8 protein-coding genes are annotated in these 16,768 nt (G+C 68.0%); 6 read left to right on the top strand and 2 right to left on the bottom strand.

What is annotated here, in order from left to right:
* From ABFD52_05295 to ABFD52_05270, 6 genes are all read left to right on the top strand, one after another.
* The coding region (locus tag ABFD52_05295; GenBank protein MEN6560172.1) for an MFS transporter at positions 1–1,262 on the top strand (1,262 nt) is incomplete at its 5' end.
* A complete protein-coding gene (locus ABFD52_05290) occupies positions 1,259–4,036 on the top strand; it encodes a GH116 family glycosyl-hydrolase (protein MEN6560171.1) in 2,778 nt (925 codons plus the stop codon). The genes ABFD52_05295 and ABFD52_05290, both read left to right, overlap by 4 nt.
* A gap of 46 nt (positions 4,037–4,082) precedes the next feature.
* The gene (locus tag ABFD52_05285) at positions 4,083–6,398 is read left to right on the top strand and encodes a sulfatase-like hydrolase/transferase (GenBank protein ID MEN6560170.1); all 2,316 of its coding nucleotides are present in this window, start codon (positions 4,083–4,085) and stop codon (positions 6,396–6,398) included.
* Between the two features lie 3 nt (positions 6,399–6,401).
* Complete coding sequence (locus tag ABFD52_05280) at positions 6,402–7,364, top strand: tetratricopeptide repeat protein (GenBank protein MEN6560169.1); 963 nt, start codon at positions 6,402–6,404, stop codon at positions 7,362–7,364.
* 273 nt (positions 7,365–7,637) lie between these two features.
* Positions 7,638–10,763 carry a TonB-dependent receptor gene (locus ABFD52_05275; GenBank protein MEN6560168.1) on the top strand — a complete coding sequence of 1,042 codons (3,126 nt, stop codon included), beginning with the start codon at positions 7,638–7,640 and terminating at the stop codon, positions 10,761–10,763.
* Positions 10,764–10,868: 105 nt separating this feature from the next.
* Positions 10,869–12,959: a GWxTD domain-containing protein gene (locus tag ABFD52_05270; protein MEN6560167.1), complete on the top strand. Its 2,091-nt coding sequence runs from the start codon at positions 10,869–10,871 to the stop codon at positions 12,957–12,959.
* A 64-nt stretch (positions 12,960–13,023) separates the two neighbouring features.
* Here ABFD52_05270 and ABFD52_05265 read toward each other — a convergent pair whose 3' ends face one another.
* Both ABFD52_05265 and ABFD52_05260 read right to left on the bottom strand, forming a co-directional pair.
* Entirely contained in the window at positions 13,024–13,896 is an 873-nt protein-coding gene (locus ABFD52_05265; protein MEN6560166.1) for a polysaccharide deacetylase family protein, read from the bottom strand.
* Positions 13,893–16,697, bottom strand: a complete 2,805-nt coding sequence (locus ABFD52_05260; GenBank protein MEN6560165.1) for a sugar-binding domain-containing protein — start codon at positions 16,695–16,697, stop codon at positions 13,893–13,895. Before ABFD52_05260 ends, ABFD52_05265 begins: the two co-directional genes overlap by 4 nt.
* Between the last annotated feature and the right edge of the window lie 71 nt (positions 16,698–16,768).

The following is a 16,768-nucleotide window of genomic DNA, read 5'->3' as shown; positions in this document are numbered from 1 at the left end:
TATTACGCCCGGCCGTTCAAGGGCGAGAAGCCGGCGGCGGCCAAGCGCGGCAAGGCCAAGTGACAATGGGCGCCGCCGGCCGGCCCGCCGCCTCCACCGCCCGGCTTCAGGCCTCGGCCTGGGCCGGCATGTTCGCCTTCGGGCTCGTCATGGCCATCCTGGGGGCCATCCTGCCCTCCCTCTTCGAGCGCATCGGCTTCGGGGCGGGGGCGGCCGGCAACCTCTTCCTGACCATGAACTTCGCCATGCTGGTCACGACCCTCTTCTTCGGGCCGCTGGTCGACCGCTTCGGCTTCAAGGCCGTGCTGGCCGTCTCGGCCCTGCTGGTCGCACTGGCCTTCCTGGCCCTGTCGCGGGCCTCCGGCTACGGCCTCGTGCTCGGCGCGGCTGTCGTCCTGGGCCTCGGCGGCGGCGGACTGAACGGCGGGACCAACGCCCTGACCTCCGGCCTCCACGAAGGCGAGAAGCGGACCTCGGCTCTCAACGTCCTGGGCATCTTCTTCGGCTTCGGCGCCCTGTTCGTGCCCTTCCTCATCGGCACGATGCGGGAGGCCCTCGGCGTCGGCCCCATCCTGGCCCTGGCCTGCTTCCTGAGCCTCGTGCCGTTCGTCATCTACGTCGCGCTCCGGTTCCCCCGGGCCAAGCAGCCCCAAGGCTTCCCGCTCAAGTCGGCGGCGGCCATCGTCCGCAGCCCGCTCCTCTGGCTGACGGCCTTCATCCTCTTCTTCCAGTCGGCCAACGAGTTCACGGTCGGCGGCTGGATCTCGACCTACCTTCAGAAGACCTTCGGGGTCGGGGCCGGCCCGGCCGCCCTCGTGCTGGCCGGCTACTGGGCGGCCATCATGATCGGCCGCCTCGTCTCCAGCCGCCTGGTCCGCGCCGTCCGCGCCGAGACGCTCATCCTCGGGAGCGCCGTCCTGGCCCTGGCCGCGGCCCTGCTCATGATCCTGGCCCCGTCGGGCCCGGCGGCCGCGGCCGGCGCCGTGCTCATCGGCTTCGGCTTCGCCGCCATCTACCCGACGACGCTGGCCCTGGTCGGGGGAACGTTCGCCGAGCTCACCGGCACCGCCTTCAGCGTCGTCATCGCCGTAGGCCTGGCCGGCGGCATGCTGGCCCCCTGGCTGGCGGGCAAGATCGCCGAGGCCTCGAGCCTGCGGCACGGCCTGGTCATCCCGGCCGTCGACTGCGCGATGATCATTCTCCTGACGATCCTGGTCCGCCGGCGGTCCGGCCCGAAAAACAAGGAAGCGATACCATCATGATGCGTCATCCCGAGACCGCAGCCCTCCGGCGAGCGATCGCCGCGATCATCGTTCTCGCGGCCGCCGCGGCCTTGCCCGCGGCCGCCCAGGACGCCGCGGCGTCCGCCGCCAGGAAAGAGCTGATCGCTAAATATCCCCAGCTTCTGGCCGAGAAGGGGATCACCGACGAGGCCGGCCGGGAGATCGACGGCCGCCTCGACCGGCTCATCGACTCGGCCCGGTCCGGCGCCGCGGCGAAGCCGGCCAGGGAGCTGGTCCGGGCCGCGCTCGCGGCCCTCAACTACTCGGCGGCGAACCTGGCCGGGTTCCCCCAGGCGGCCTTCGACCGTCCGATCGGGACGACGCTCGAGCGCTTCGGCCGCACCATCGCCCCGGGGAACATCGAGGCCCGGGCCGAGGGCAGCGCCTGCCCCGTGGGCGGCATCGGCGCCGGCGGCTTCGAGCGGCTCATGAACGGCAACTTCTCGACCTGGTTCCTCAAGCTCGGCTGGATGGTCGAGGACACCGTCTGGGCGGACCAGTTCCACGTCTTCATCAGGTCCGGCGGCCGGACGGTCGCCCGGACCCTGTCGACGACCGCGCCGCCGGCCGGGTCCGGCCTCCGGGCCTGGGCCTGGAACTATCCCGTCGGCCAGGGCGATTATTTCGCCCTTTATCCCAAGTCCGGCTTCTCGTACGAGGAGAACCCCGACCTGCCGGTGAAGCTGGCCGTCGTCCAGTTCTCGCCGGTCATCGCCGGCAACTACAAGGAGACGAGCTTCCCCGTCGCCGTCTACAAGTGGATCGCCCAGAATCCGACCAAGGCCCCGGCCGACGTCACGATCCTGCTGACCTGGGAGAACATGGTCGGCTGGGAGGCCGTCGAGGCCCGGCCGGAGGCCGGGCAGGCGCCCCAGGCCTCGTTCGTCTGGGACCGCCGCAGCGACGGCAACTACAACGAGGTCGCCGAGGACGGCCGGGCCAAGGGCGTCCTCTTCCGCAAGAAGGGGCAGGACGTCCGGGCGGGGAACGCCATGTCCGGGTCCATGGCCATTGCCGCGAGCGCCCTTCCGGGCAAGGCCCAGGTGACGGTCCAGGCGGCCTTCGACCCGCGCGGCGACGGGGCCGACATCTGGACGGGTTTCGCCGCCGGAGGAAAGCTCGACGCGTCCCGTCCCTCGACCCCGGCCGGGCCGGGGCAGGGGACGGGGGCCGCCGTGGCTGTCACCTTCACGATCAAGCCCGGCGAGCGCCTCGAGATCCCGTTCGCCGTCGCCTGGGACCTGCCCTATTACGAGTTCGGGGAGGGGGCCAGGCACAAAAAGAAATACACGGCCGTCTTCGGGGCCGAGGGCACGAACGCCTTCCGCATCGCCGCCGAGGCCCTGGCCCGGGCGGGGGAGTGGGAGCAGGCCGTCGACGCCTGGCAGAAGCCCTGCCTGACCAATCCCCGCCTGCCCGACTGGTTCCGGCAGGCCCTGCTCAACGAGCTCTACGTCCTGACCGAGACGAGCATCTGGGACGCCTCGACCAACCTCCACACCTACCTCGAGAGCGTCGACTATCTCATGTACGGGACGACCGACGTCGATTCCTACTGCTGGCACGTCCTGCGCCTTTGGCCCGAGCTCGAGACGGCCCACCTGAGCTGGCTCGCGGGCACCCTGCCGCTCGAGGACGCCAGCTTCCGGGCCTATCAGTACGCCGTCACCTATCCACGCGACGTGCCGCCGGACAAGCTCGGCTATTACTGGAGCACGGTCAAGACGCCCGGCATGGCGCCGCACGATCTAGGCTCGCCGCGGCAGCGCCCCTGGGTCATCCTGAACGCCTTCGACTGGCAGAACGCCAACGTCTGGAAGGACATCAACCCGAAGCTGCCGCTGCGGGCCTACCGCGACTTCCTGGCCGCCGGCGGGCGGGACATCGGCTTCCTGATGCGCATGTTCCAGGCCTCGGTCACCGCCCTCGACACCCTCGAAGCCCGCTTCGGCGACCGCATCAGCCACGTCCCCCTGAACGAGGGCATCCCCGACCAGACCTACGACACCTGGCGGATGAAAGGGGAGAGCGCCTACGTCGGCCTGCTCTGGCTGGCCGGCCTGAAGGCGGCCGTGCGCATGGGCGAGACGCTGGCCGGCCGGGGCCTCTACCGGGCCGGGGATTTGGATATCCCGAGCATCCTAGTAAAATATAAGGAGTGGATCGAGTCGGGCCGCTCCTCCCTGCGCAAGCTCTGGGACGGCCGGGCCGGCTGCTTCCACATCGACGCGACGACGGACGACATCATGACCGACCAGCTCTTCGGCGTCTGGTACGCCGGCATGCTCGGCCTCGAGGCCGACGGCCGGGACCCCCTCGTCCCGCCCGCCGACGTCCAGCGGGCCCTGCGCACGATCTACGAGAAGAACGTGCTCGGCTTCGGCGGCGGGGTCATGGGCGCCGTCAACGGCCGCCGGGCCGACGGCCGCCAGCTGCGGAGCCAGCAGGGCGACGAGGTCTGGGTCGGGACGTCCTACGCCTTTGCCGCGAACCTGGTCCTGAACGGCCTTGTCGACGAGGGGATGCACACGGCCTACGGGCTCTACCACGTCGTCTACAGCCCCTTCGGCCAGGGCTACTTCTTCAAGACGCCGGAGGCTTACGTCGACCCGAACGAAACCGTCTGGAACGACCCGAACGCCAAGTACGGCGATAAGGCGTTCCGGGCCATGAAGTACATGAGGCCGGGCGCCGTCTGGGCGCTCTACGAGGCGATCCGAAAAAATGCCGGAACGACGGGACAGAACTACTAGCGGGCCGGCGCGGCCTTCCGGGCGGCGACGCCGGGCCTGGATCCTTGTGCCGGTCCTCGTCGCTGCGGCCGCCGGGCTGGTCCTGGTCCTGCGGCCCCGCGATCCGGCGGCGCGCCTGGCCCGCCTTTGGTCGGCGGCGGGCGTCGTCAAGCCCAACGTCATCCTGGTGACCCTCGACACGACCCGGGCCGACCACCTGGCCTGCTACGGCTATGCCGGGGTCTCCACGCCTAACCTGGACGCCATCGCCGGCCGCGGCGTCCTCTTCGAGCAGGCGGCCACGGCCGCGCCGCTGACCCTGCCGGCCCACACGACCATCATGACCGGGATGCTGCCGACCTATCACGGCGTCCGGGTCAACGGCAACACCGCGCTCGGCGAGGACCAGACGACGCTGGCCGAGGTCCTGGCGGGCCGGGGCTACGAGACCGGGGCCTTCATCGGCGCCTTCGTCCTCGACGGCCGCTGGGGCCTGAAGCAGGGCTTCGCCCACTACGACGACCAGTTCGACCTCAAGAAGTACAAGCATCTCGACCTGGGCGAGGTCCAGAGGCCCGGCAACGAGGTCATGGACGCCGCTCTGGCCTGGCTCGAGACCGCCAGGGGCAAGCCCTTTTTCGCCTGGGTCCATCTCTACGACCCGCACGTGCCCTACGCCCCGCCCGAGCCCTACGCCTCCGAGTACGGCCGCCGCGGCCCGTACGGGGCCTACGACGGCGAGATCGCCTTCATGGACTCCCAGATCGGCCGCCTGACCGAGTGGCTGTCCCGGGGCGGCCTGGACAAGTCGACGGTCGTCGTCCTGGTCGGCGATCACGGCGAGTCCCTCGGCAGCCACGGCGAGAGCACGCACGGCTACTTCGTCTACGACTATTCCATGCACGTGCCGTTCCTGGTGGAGACGCCGTTCGTTGCGCTCCGGGGCAAGCGGGTGCCCGCCGGGGTCAGCACGGCCGACGTCTTCCCGACCATCCTCGGCCTCGTTGGAGCCCAGTCTCCGGTCAAGGTCCAGGGCCGGTCGCTCGTCGGGCTGATGTTCGACCCGGCCCGCAAGGACGAGGTCCCCGCCTACGGCGAGGCGATGGCCTCGAACATCCAGTTCGGCTGGAGCTCCCTCCATGCCCTGAGGACGCCGCGGTACAAGTACATCGACGCCCCGCGCCCCGAGCTCTACGATCTCGCCGCGGACGCCGGGGAGCAGGTCAACCTCTTCGACCGGGCCCCGGACACCGCCCGGCGGATGAAGGGCCAGCTCGACCGGCTCATGGCCGAGACGGGCCGGGACGCGCCCGCGCCGCAGGCGGCCGATCTCGACAAGGAGACCATGGAGCGGCTGTCCGCCCTCGGCTACGTCGGCGCTCCCGTCGCGCCCAGAAGGGCATCGGGCGGCGGCGGCCCGCTGGCCGATCCCAAGGACAAGCTGCCCGTTTTCATGGCCGTCACCCGGGCCGGCGAGCTGATCCTCGAGAACAAGTACGCCGAAGCCGCGGCCTCCCTCGAATCCGCTCTCCGCGAGGAGCCGTCCATCCCCCAGGCCCTGCTGCTCCTCTCGACCTGCTACGTCGAGCTCGGGCGCCCGGCCGAGGCCAAGGCCGAGCTGGACATCCTGCTGAAAAACGATCCGGAAAGCGTCCCCGGCCTGACCAGCCTGGCCAACATCCTGCTCGACGAGGGCCGGCAGGACGACGTCCTGGCCCTCGGCAAGCGGATCCTCTCGGTCGACGAGAAGAACACCCAGGCCTGCACCCTGATCGGCGAGGTCTACCTCGAGCGGCGGGATTATGCCGGGGCCCTGCCGTACCTGGAGAAGGCCGTCGAGACCCAGCCGAAGATCACCCGGACGCGCCTGACCCTGGCCGCGTGCCGGGTCGGGGCGAAACAGTACGGCCAGGCGGAAACGGAGCTCCAGGCCATCCTGGCCGAGTCCCCCAAGTTCCCCCTGGCCAACTTCAACCTGGGCCTGCTCTGCGAGGAGCAGGGCCGGCTAGACGAGGCCCGGGCCTCCTACGCGGCCGAGATCGCGGCCTTCCCGCAGAACTACAAGGCCCGCTTCAACCTCGGCCGGGTCCTTTTCCGGCTGGGCGACAAGGCCGGTTCGCTGGCCGAGATGCGGCAGGTCGTGGCCCTGGCCCCCAAGCTGGCCGAGGGCCGGCTGATGCTCGGCCGGGGCCTGCTCGACGCCGGCGCCTCCCTCAACGAGGTCCAGGCCGAGGTGGAGAAGGGGCTGTCGCTGGCCGGGACGCCGGAGCTCAAGGCCCTGGGGTATTTCCTGATGGCCGACATCTACGACCGGCGCGGCGACGCGGCCCGCATGAACCAGGCGCTCGCGAGAGCGAATTCCTTCAAGGTCACAAAGGAGTGAGCCATGAGATCCCGAATCGGCCTTAACGGCTTAGCGGCGGCGGTCATCGCCTCTGGCGTTTTCCTGGCCGCGCCCCTGGCCGCCCAGTACCGGGAGTACCACGTCGCCGGCACGGTCATCGACCCCCAGAAGCACGCCGTCGCCGGCGTCGAGGTCACCATCCGCGACACGGTTTCCAGCCGCAGCTTCTCGACCAAGACCGACAAGAAGGGCGGCTTCAAGTTCGTCGGCCTGCCCCGCGGCGACTACAAGGTCGTCTTCAAGAAGGAAGGCTACGCGGACAAGGAGGACGAGTGGAAGCTCCTGACGCCCCAGGCCCAGATGGAGAAGGTCGAGATCCCGCCTGTCGTCATGGCCACGGAGGCGCTCGTCCGGGAGGTAGCCCGTCTCAAGGAGGCCGAGTCCGGGGTGAAGGAAGGTTCCGAGAAGATCCGGCAGGGCGATTACGACGGCGCGCTGGCCTCGCTCAAGGCCGTGCTCGACAAGAACCCGCAGGATCCCAACGCCCTCTATCTCTCGGGGATCGCCTTGCTCCGCAAGAACATGATCGAAGAGGCCGCGGCCGACTTCATCAAGGTCACCGAGCTCAGCCCGACGTTCGCCGCCGCTTTCTTCCAGCTGGGCGCCTGCTACCAGCGCCAGAACAAGCCCGAGCAGGCCCTGGCCCAATACGGCAAGGCCGCCGCCCTGGACCCTTCCAACGCCGACCTGCTCTATAACTCCGGCCTCGTCCTGTTCGGGCTGAACCGGGTCGACGAGGCCCTGGCCAGCTTCGAGAAGGCCCTGGCCCTGAAGCCGGACGATCCTGCCTATCTTGAGATGGCCGGACGCTGCTATGTCAACAAGTCCGACTTCCTCAAGGCCGTCGAGTACCTCGAAAAGGCCAGGGCGGGCGTGACGGATCCGGAGCGCGTCAAGTTCCTAGGGGACCTCATCGAATCGCTGAAGTCCCAGATCAAGAAGTAGCGCCTTGACAACTCCGGGGCCAAATGTATAGAATCCGGACAGAGGGAGAGGCGAGCCAAACGGCAGAATCCTGAAGCCATGCGGAGCGATGTGTTTTTCCCGCTCATGACCTTGGTTCCTGTCTTGTTTTATTTCTAAACGTCCATCTTGCCGCGGGGGGAGGTGAGAAAGGGGTGGCGTGGCTATCATAATGGCGGAGAGGCCGTTCCCGCCGGGCCGGCGCCCGCGGGGGCATGGAATCAGTGGGAACAAGAGAGACAGGAGAAGAAAGTAATGGCGAAAAAACTCCTAGTGGGCATGATCACCGCTGCGGTTTGCCTGGCTTTCGTCGCCGTCCCCGCGGCCCGGGCCCAGTCCATCCTGGACGGCAAGCTCACGGGCACGATCACGGAGGCCTCGGGAGAGCCGCTTCCGGGCGTTTCCGTCGAGATCACCAGTCCGGCCTTGATCTCGGGCAAGCGGGCGACGGTCACCTCCGCCAAGGGCACCTATGTCTTCCTCAACCTGCCGGTCGGGGTTTACAAGATCGCGGCCAGCCTGCCGGGCTTCAAGACCACCGTGCAGGACAAGGTCGGCATCTCGGCCGGCGGCGCCATGGAGGTCAACCTGAATATGGAGCCGGGCTCGATCGAGGAGCAGATCACGGTCCTGGCGGCCAGCCCGATCATCGACACCAAGAGCTCGGCCATCGACTCCAAGCTCGAGAACCAGATGATCAGCCGGCTGCCGACCAGCCGTGACGCGTTCTACGACCTGTCGCTGACGACGCCGGGCATGTTCGACCACGGCAGCAACGCCGGCTGGCTCCCGAGCCCGACGGCCTATAGCGGCTCGTCGAACGAGAACGTCTTCCTGGTCAACGGCGTCAACGCCACCAACCCCCGCGGCTCGTCCTTCGGCTCCCTGGTCAAGGTCAACTACAACGCCGTCGAGGAGGTCCGCGTCGTCGCCCTCGGATCCAAGGCCGAGTACGGCAGCTTCTCGGGCGCGGCCATTGACGTCCTGACGAAGTCCGGGAGCAACAGCTTCCACGGCAACGCCGGCGTCTATTTCGAGCCGGTCAAATGGCGGCATTCGAACATGCCGGGCGATGCCGAGACCTACGGCAAGAGCTGGCTCTGGATCACCAAACCTGACTCCCCGGCCAACAATCTCTACGGCGCGCCGGTGTCCGGCGACCGCGACTACGAGATCAACGCCACCCTGGGCGGGCCGGTCGTCAAGGACAAGATCTGGTTCTACGGCGGCTTCGACTACTACAACGCGGTCAGCCACCGGGCCCGCTGGAGCATCCCGGTCCCCAGCAACTCGAAGTACTGGGACCTCAAGGTCTCGGCCGAGCCTTTCACCAAGCACCGGGCCTGGATCTCGTACCACCACGAGAACAGCGACTACAGCGGCGGCAGCTGGGGCAGCGAGCCCCAGTGGGACACCTCGATGACCTACGGCGTCGCGACCGGGAACGACACCGTCTCGGGCCAGTGGCAGTTCCTGCCGACCAGCACGACCATCATCACGGCCAAGTACCTGGGATTCTGGACCAACGACACGCCGCACGTCCCCTCGGACGCCCCGGACCACCCCGGCTACATCAACTGGTGGAAATGGGCGACCTACGGCATCAACGGCGCCTTCCCCTACATCGAGGGCTGGAAGTCGATGCGGCAGACCATCCAGGTCGACGGCTCCCACTACGCCGAGAACTTCCTCGGGGAGCACGACATCAAGTTCGGGGCCCAGTTCACCAAGGGCCGCAGCAACACCCTGAACGGCTACTTCCAGAACTATTGCAACTTCCTCTATCCCTATCGCTGGACCCAGAACGTCGGGTACATGCAGAGCTGGTACGGCGACACGGGCCTCATCTTCTACAACTACCATGACGCCGTCAATCCGTTCCTGACCGTGGCCACGTCCGACTCGCTGGCCTTCTTCTTCGACGACCAGTGGAACCCGGTCAAGCGGCTGACCGTCAACCTGGGGCTGCGCTACGACCGGATGACGACGAAGTACGGCCACGGCTTCGAATACGCGCCCCTGACCACGCCCACGGACATCGGCCACCCGACGGTCCTCCGGGTCCGGGACGATACGCCGAATATCTTCGACTTCAGGACCTGGTCGCCGCGCCTCGGCCTGACCTACCAGCTGACCAAGGACGCCAAGACCATCGCCCGGATGAGCTACGGCCGCTACTATCTGCCGATCACGGTCGAGTACCTCCGCCGCTACGGCCCGGACGCCCCGCTCGTCACCCGCACCACCGAGTTCTACAGCGTCCCCTGGGACCAGGCCGACCTCAACGGCGACGGCTTGATCGACACGAACGAGACCCGGGCCGCGGCCCGGGTGGTCGGCAGCCTGGAGCCCTACGATACCGTCAGCTACGCGCCGTCGGACCGCTTCTCCTGGAGGCTGAACACCGACCCGAACCTCAAGGACCAGTTCACCGACCAGTTCACGGTCAGCCTCGAGCGGGAGATCCTCAAGGACTTCTCGGTCAGCGGCACCTTCATCCTCAAGCATTCGGCCGATATCTTCGCCAACATCCCGGTCCTGCGGACCGGCGTCCCGGCGCTCGACCTGGCCGCGGGCGATTACTGGCCCTATGACCGCGTGCCGTTCACCGACCTCGACGGCAACACGGTCGAGCTCTACAGCATCAAGTGGCTCGACTACAACCAGGACGGCGAGGTCAACGGCTCCGACATCCACTGGATCGGACAGAACTCCGACTACCGGGTCGAGAACATGAGGTCATTCGACGGGATCAAGCCCAAGCGCGACTTCCAGGGCTACCAGCTCGTCTTCAACAAGCGCTACGCGCACCGCTGGCAGATGCTGGGCTCCTTGCTCTACTCCCATTCGAAGGGCATGGCCAACCGCATCTACTCCCAGGACATGAACTTCGAAGGCCCGATGGTCACCGACAACAACTGGATGAGCTCGCTGAACTACACGATCAACAACATGACCGGCCCGCTGCCGTTCACCCCCAAGTTCGAGTTCAAGCTGTCCGGGTCGTACACCGTCCCGGGCGTCGAGGTGGATCTGGGCGCCCGCTTCCGCCTGCACACCGGCCGCCCGGTCTGGGAGCTCGTGGACATCCCTGTCCACTCGGAGTGGAGCAACCCGGCTAACAGCGTCATCGGCGCTGGCACCGGGTACATCGTCGGATCGGACCATCCGCTCTACCTGCCGACCCAGGCCATCCTGGACTTCCGGCTGGAGAAGGCCATCCCCATCGCCAAGTACGGGGCGGTCCACGTCGTCCTCGACGTCTTCAACCTGTTCAACACCAACACGCCGACCTCCATCGATTATCAGTACGAGTTCGGCAAGGTCGGCGGCATCGTCGCGCCCCGATCGTTCCGGCTGAGCTTCCTGTACGAGTTCTAGGGGCCCGCGCGCACAGAACCTCGGAGCCCGGAGGGCCGGCGCCCTCCGGGCTCTCTTTTGATTGTCGAAAGCCTGCGAATCCGCTAGAGTAGGGGCGAGGTGCCCATGATCGCGACCAAGCGTCTCGCCGCCCTCCTGCTCCTCCTCGCCCTTTCAGCCGCCCCCGCCGCCGGCCAGCCCAAGCCGTCCCTGCCGGACCGCTACGACAAGTGGCTCAACGAGGAGGTCCCGTACCTCATCACCAAGCACGAGCGGGAGGTCTTCCTCAAGCTCCAGACCGACAGGGAGCGGGACATCTTCGTCGAGGCCTTCTGGAAGCACCGCGACCCCGACCCGGCGACGCCGCGCAACGAGTACGAGGAGGAGCACTACAAGCGCCTGAATTACGCCAACTCCGTCTACGGACGGTCAACGCCGGTCCCCGGCTGGAAGACTGACCGCGGCCGCATCTACATCCTCCTCGGCCCGCCGAAGAACGTCGAGGCGTTCACCGACATCAACGGCGTCTACCCGGTCGAGATCTGGTTCTATCTCGGCGATCAATCGCTCGGCCTGCCGGCCGGGTTCAACGTCATCTTCTTCAAGCGCAACGGCACGGGCGATTTCATCCTCTATTCGCCGGCCGGGGACGGCCCGGGCAGCCTGGTCGCCGACATGATGGGCGGCTACCGGGACTCGGCCCGCGGGACCGGGGCCTCGTCCTCCGATCAGGCCGCCTACAAGGCCCTCAAGGAGCTGGCCCCGAACCTGGCGCCCCAGACCCTGAGCCTGATCCCGGGCGAGACCGTCTACCCGGGCCGCGAATCGCTGGCCTCGAACCGGCTGATGGCCCAGATCTACGCGGCGCCGCAGAAGAAGGTCGAGACCGCCTACGCCGACGCCATCCTGAAATACAAGGATTTCGTCGACGTCGAGTACACGGCCAACTACGTCGCCGGCCAGATGCTGGTCCAGGTCATCCGCGATCCGGACGGCGCGAGCTTCGTTAATTACACGATCGAGCCGGCCCGGATCACCGCTGAGGAGTCCGGCGGGGGCTACGAGGTCCGCTTCCGGCTGACCGGCCGGGTCTCCGACGGGACCGGCAGGACGGTCTACCAGTTCGACAAGGATTTCCCGGTCAGCCTGACGGCCGCCGAGCTCGAGAGCGTCCGGGCCCAATCGCTGTCCGTGCAGGACGCCTTCCCGCTCCTCCCAGGCCGCTACAACTTCGACATCCTGGTCAAGAACGTCCTGTCCAAGGAGTTCACCGGCTCGTCCCAGACGATCGACGTCCCGGAGCCCGGCGGGAGCGCGCGGCTGAGCCCGCTGCTCCTGGCCTACGGGGCCGAGAGCCGGCCGTCCGGCGCGGCCGGCGAGCGCGTGCCGTTCAAGGCCGGCCAGACCCAGCTCCTGTGCCAGGCGCAGAAGACCTTCGCCTCCGCCGACCGGCTCATCCTTTTCTTCCAGGTCTACGGGGCGACCGAGGCGCTCCGGAGCTCGGCCTCGCTGCGCTACGATTTCCTCCGGGAGGACAAGCCGTTCCGGACGAGGACCGCGCGCCTGGCGGCCGGCCCGGCCGGCGAGACCGTGATCGAGCCCCAGCCCCTCGCGGATTTCCCGCCCGGCTATTATCAGGCCCGGGTGACCCTCCTCGACGGCCAGGGGCGGGAGATGGCCTCGGCCAAGGAGAACTTCGAGGTTTCGCCCGCCCCGGCGGTGCCCCGGCCGCGCGTCGTCTCCAGCGTCGGCGCGGCCCCTGAGGGCGGGGAGGACCTTTTCGCCACTGGGCTCCAGGCAATGAACCTGGGCGACCTGGAAACCGCCAGGGCCAGGCTGGCCGCGGCCCAGGCCCGCGCCCCGCGGCGGCCCGACATCGCCGTGGCCTACGCCCAGGCGCTCTTCCGGTTGAAGGATTACCGGCGCGTCAAGGAGGTCCTCGGGCCCTGGACGGGCGCCGAGGCCCCGGCGCCCGAGGTCCCGGCGCTCTACGGCCAGGCCTGTCACGCCCTCGGCGAATATCAGGAGGCGATCAAGCACTATGCGGACTACCTGGCCCGCTTCGGCGCCAACATCGATATCCTGAACTGGCTGGGCACCTGCCACTACCAGCTCGGGAACACGGCCGAGGCCCTCGCGGCCTGGACGAAATCGCTCGAGATCAACCCCGGCCAGGACAAGCTCCGGGCGCTCGTCGACTCGATCAAGAAAAAGTAGCTCCCGAGTCCCGGCTCGGCGGCCTAAGCGTTTCCGGCGTCAGCTGAGCGGCCGTATTTCCCCGCTATTCCAAGCGCAATAATTCGTCGATGCGGACGAACTCGTAGCCGCGCTTCTCGAGCTCCCTGATGAGATCGCCGAGGCGCAGGTAGAACTTGTCCGTGCGCTCGGGGTCGGTCCCGATGTGGACGAGAAGGAGGAAGCCGTTGAGGCCGCGGGGGTCCTTTTCCTCGTAGGCCAGGATGCGGTCGTAGATCGTTTGCGACGGAAGGTACTCGGGCATGGACGGCGTCGTGTAGTCGGCGTTGGAGGACGTGCCCGGCGTGAAATTGAAGAGGGCCAGGCCCATCCCCCGGGCCCAGGCGGCGATGTCGCGGTTGTACCACTCGTAGGGCGGGATGAAGAAGCGGGCGTTCTCCCGCCGGATGCCGAAGCGGGCCATCTCCCGGAAATTGGCCTCGATGTCGGCCCGGAACTCGTCGCGGCCGACCAGCGTCTTTTCCCGGTCCTCCCAGGGGCAGTAGAGCAGGTGCTTGTCGGAATGGGCGCCGAGGTAATGCCCGTCGGCGATGAGCCCCCGGATCGTCCCGTCGAATTCCGGCGTCCTGTAGAAGTCCCCGGTGAAGAAGAAGGCGGCCTTGACGCCTTCCTCCCGCAGGGTCCGGCGGATGACCTCGCCGCCGTCGGCGAACGACCCGCCGGTGAAGATGAGCGACAGCCGGCGCGCGGCCGTGCCGCCGCGGATTATGCCGTCGTGGTCGCAGAGGAAGGTCCGGCACGGGTCAGAGCCGGCCGCCGGCGGCCCGCTCCGGCACGAGGCGGCAGCCAGGGCCGTGCCCATGACCGCGGCCAGCGCCGCCCCCCTGACCGCGGCCCGGAGGCCGGCGGCCCGGCTCCGCCCGGCTTCCGTCGCCCGAGACCGGGAGAGACCCGTCATTTCTCGGCGGCCAGGACGTTCCAGCCCCGGACCTTGACGACCGGGTTCTCGCCGGCCAGGTCCTCCGTCGAAACGAGGCCGGAGATCTTGCGCGTTTCCCCCGGCAGGAGCGTGACATAGTTGTCGTCGAGGAAGACCGGCAGGGCCAGCTCGCCCGAGGCGTCGCGGACGACGCGGATCTCGACCATCAGGGCCAGGTCGGTCGAGGGATTCGAGAGTTCGACGGTGATCCTGGTCAGGGGGCCGTCCTTGGCGGCCTTCTTTCCGACCTTGAGGGTCACCGGCTTGAGGTTGTTCAGGGCCGTCAGGTCGGCGAAGTCCTTGATCGGCGTCACGTACCAGGTCGAGTTGGCCTCGTCCAGGGTCTCGGGCTTGGCCGACAGGCAGTAGAAGTTCGCGTCGACGAGCTGGTTCTTCTCCTTGTACAGGCGCAGGTCGAGGAAATAGGCCGGGGGCAGGTCGGCGGGCAGCCTCAGGACGTCGAGGATCTTGACCTCGTCGGCCGCCAGCCCGAACTCGACCGTCTTGGCGATGATGTCCTTGAGGTCCAGGTCGAGGACCCTGATGGTCGCCTTGAGCTTCGGGGCGGCCTCGGCCGAGCTGCTGACGGCGGCGATCTCCTGGCTGCCGTAATTGTAGAGGATGTGGACGGGCTCGCCGGCCTTGCGGGCGCCGTAGAAGGCGCCGTTAGGCTGCAGGGAATAGTCGTAGAGCTGCCACCAGAGCTTGGGCCAGGCCGAGTTGTACATCCACTGGATAACGCCCGTCGCCTTGGGCTTGTTGGCGACGAAGGCCTCGAACATGGCCCGCATGGCCTCGTAGTTCAGGAACTGGGCCTTGCGCAGGTAGTCATCGAGATCGCGGGGCGGGCCGAGCCTCCGGTCCATGGCCTCGTTGTAGCGCTTGAGGTCCTTGAACATGCCGCGGCTGCAATGGAAGTCCCAGACGTCGTTGATGGGCCAGAGCTTGTCCTCGGGCATCATCTTGCGCAGGCTCTCGAGCGGCGGGACCTGCGGGCCGGGGCCGGTTTCGGTGTTGAAGCCGTAGGCGCCGCCGTTCGCCTTGTCGACGTACCAGTAGACCGGCGGCACGTAGTCGTAGGGGCCGCGCATCTTGACCCCGGAGAAGCCGGTGATCTCGCTCGTCTTGTCCTTGGTCGAGACGAGGGTCGGCCGGGTCGGGTCGATGTCCTTCATGATCGCGATGTAGCGCCGCTCGAGATCGGGGTGGGGGATCATGTCGCTCGCCTCGGCCCAGGCGAAGATGGCCGGGTGGTTGCGGAGCCAGAGGACCTGGTCCTTCCAGGACTCGGCCGCGAGGCCGATGAGCTCCGGCGTGACCAGGCCGCCGTAGGGCTCGTCGGCGCGGCCGCCGAGGTAATCGGTCCACTCCCAGTGGCAGCTCCAGCCGGCCATGATCAGGATGCCGTTCTCGTCGCAGAGGTTGTAGAGGTCCTGGCTGGTGCCCCAGAAGCCCTCGAGCCGGAGGGCGTTGAGGTTCATGTGGCGGGCGTAGAGGACCTCGGCCTGCAGCTTCCGGCGCTTGACGTCGAGCAGCAGGTCGTCGGCCCAGCCGCCGCCGCGGATGAGGATCTTGCGGCCGTTGAGCTTGAAGCCGCGCCAGCCGTCATCGGTGCGGTAATCGGCGACCTCGCGGATGCCGAAGCGGACCGTCCGCGCGTCGGAAGGCAGGACGCGGGGCAGGCCCGGCATCCGCCGCAGGTCCCGCTCCCTGGGCTTCTCCCGGCCCTTCTCCGGCGCAGCCGGCGGGGCCTCCTTTTCCGGCGACCCCTTCTTCATGACGAACGAGAGGCCGAGGGTGTAGAGCTCGGGCTTGCCCAAATCGTGGGTCCACCAGACCCGGGGGTCCTTGATGACGAGCTCGGGGGTGGTCTCCGGGGTCAGCTCGACCCTCCTGGTCTCGCGGGGCCGCAGGGCGACCTCGCGGGTGAAGCGCAGGCCCTCGATCCGGCCCTGGAGCGTGCCGGAGACGTCGGCGTCGGCGTGGTTCACCAGCTCGGCCAAAACGGTCAGCCGGGCCTCCTTGAACGCCGCCAGGTCGAGCTTGGTGACGACGAACGGGTTCTCGATCGAAACGTCGCCCGTGACCCTCAGCCGGACCTCCCGGAAGAGGCCCATGGCCCGGTCGGGCGGGGCCGGGTTCCAGTCGACCCAGCCGATCGTGGGCTCGCCCGGCCTCGGCGGGATGACCTCGATGGCCAGGACGTTCTTCTCCGCCGTCAGGGCCGAGGTCACGTCGACGGCGAAGCGCCGGTAGGCGCCGTACAGCGTCGCGGCGTCCGCGACCTTCTTGCCGTTGAGCCAGACGTTGGCCCGGTAGTTGATGCCGTCGAATTCGAGCGTCTTGCGGGTCAGGCCTGGTCCGATCGGCACGGTGAATTCCCGGCGGTACCACCAGGGCCCGTCGAACTGGGCCGCGGGGACCTTCTCGAGGTTCCGGCCGAAGAAGATGTCCGGATAGACGTTGTTCTCGACGAGGGTGCCGAGAACCGTCGAGGGGACGACGGCCGGGTACCAGGAATCGATCTTGAAGCCGGGGCTGGAGATCTCCTCGCCCGCGCCCTTGACCTTCTCGGACGACTGGATGTACCAGAGGTCGCCGAGGTTGACCGAGGTCTCGAAGGCCATCGGCATCTTGGCCCGGGGCTCGGGCCGGTCCTGCATCGTGGACCCGTACTGGGCCAGGCCGGAGGCCGGCCAGACGGCCAGCAGGGCCAGCGCGGCCAGGGCCGCGGCCGATCCGGACACGATCTTGAGGGAACGAGCGCGCTGGGTAGTCATGACGCCTCCCGAGTTCGAGGATGGATCCATTATATCTGAACCCCCGGACCCGGCCAAACGGTTGCGGACGG

The sequence above is a fragment of the Acidobacteriota bacterium genome (assembly GCA_039683095.1).
GTDB lineage: Bacteria > Acidobacteriota > Aminicenantia > Aminicenantales > Saccharicenantaceae > RBG-16-66-30.
The sequence above is the reverse complement of the archived record's forward strand: the minus strand, read 5'-3'. Positions and strand labels throughout refer to the sequence as shown.

Excerpts from the sequence above, each read along its gene's own strand:
- ABFD52_05290 (MEN6560171.1), top strand. The coding sequence starts at position 1,259 with ATGATGCGTCATCCCGAGACCGCAGCCCTCCGGCGAGCGATCGCCGCG.
- ABFD52_05280 (MEN6560169.1), top strand. The coding sequence starts at position 6,402 with ATGAGATCCCGAATCGGCCTTAACGGCTTAGCGGCGGCGGTCATCGCC.
- ABFD52_05275 (MEN6560168.1), top strand. The coding sequence starts at position 7,638 with ATGGCGAAAAAACTCCTAGTGGGCATGATCACCGCTGCGGTTTGCCTG.
- ABFD52_05270 (MEN6560167.1), top strand. The coding sequence starts at position 10,869 with ATGATCGCGACCAAGCGTCTCGCCGCCCTCCTGCTCCTCCTCGCCCTT.
- ABFD52_05265 (MEN6560166.1), bottom strand. The coding sequence starts at position 13,896 with ATGACGGGTCTCTCCCGGTCTCGGGCGACGGAAGCCGGGCGGAGCCGG.
- ABFD52_05260 (MEN6560165.1), bottom strand. The coding sequence starts at position 16,697 with ATGACTACCCAGCGCGCTCGTTCCCTCAAGATCGTGTCCGGATCGGCC.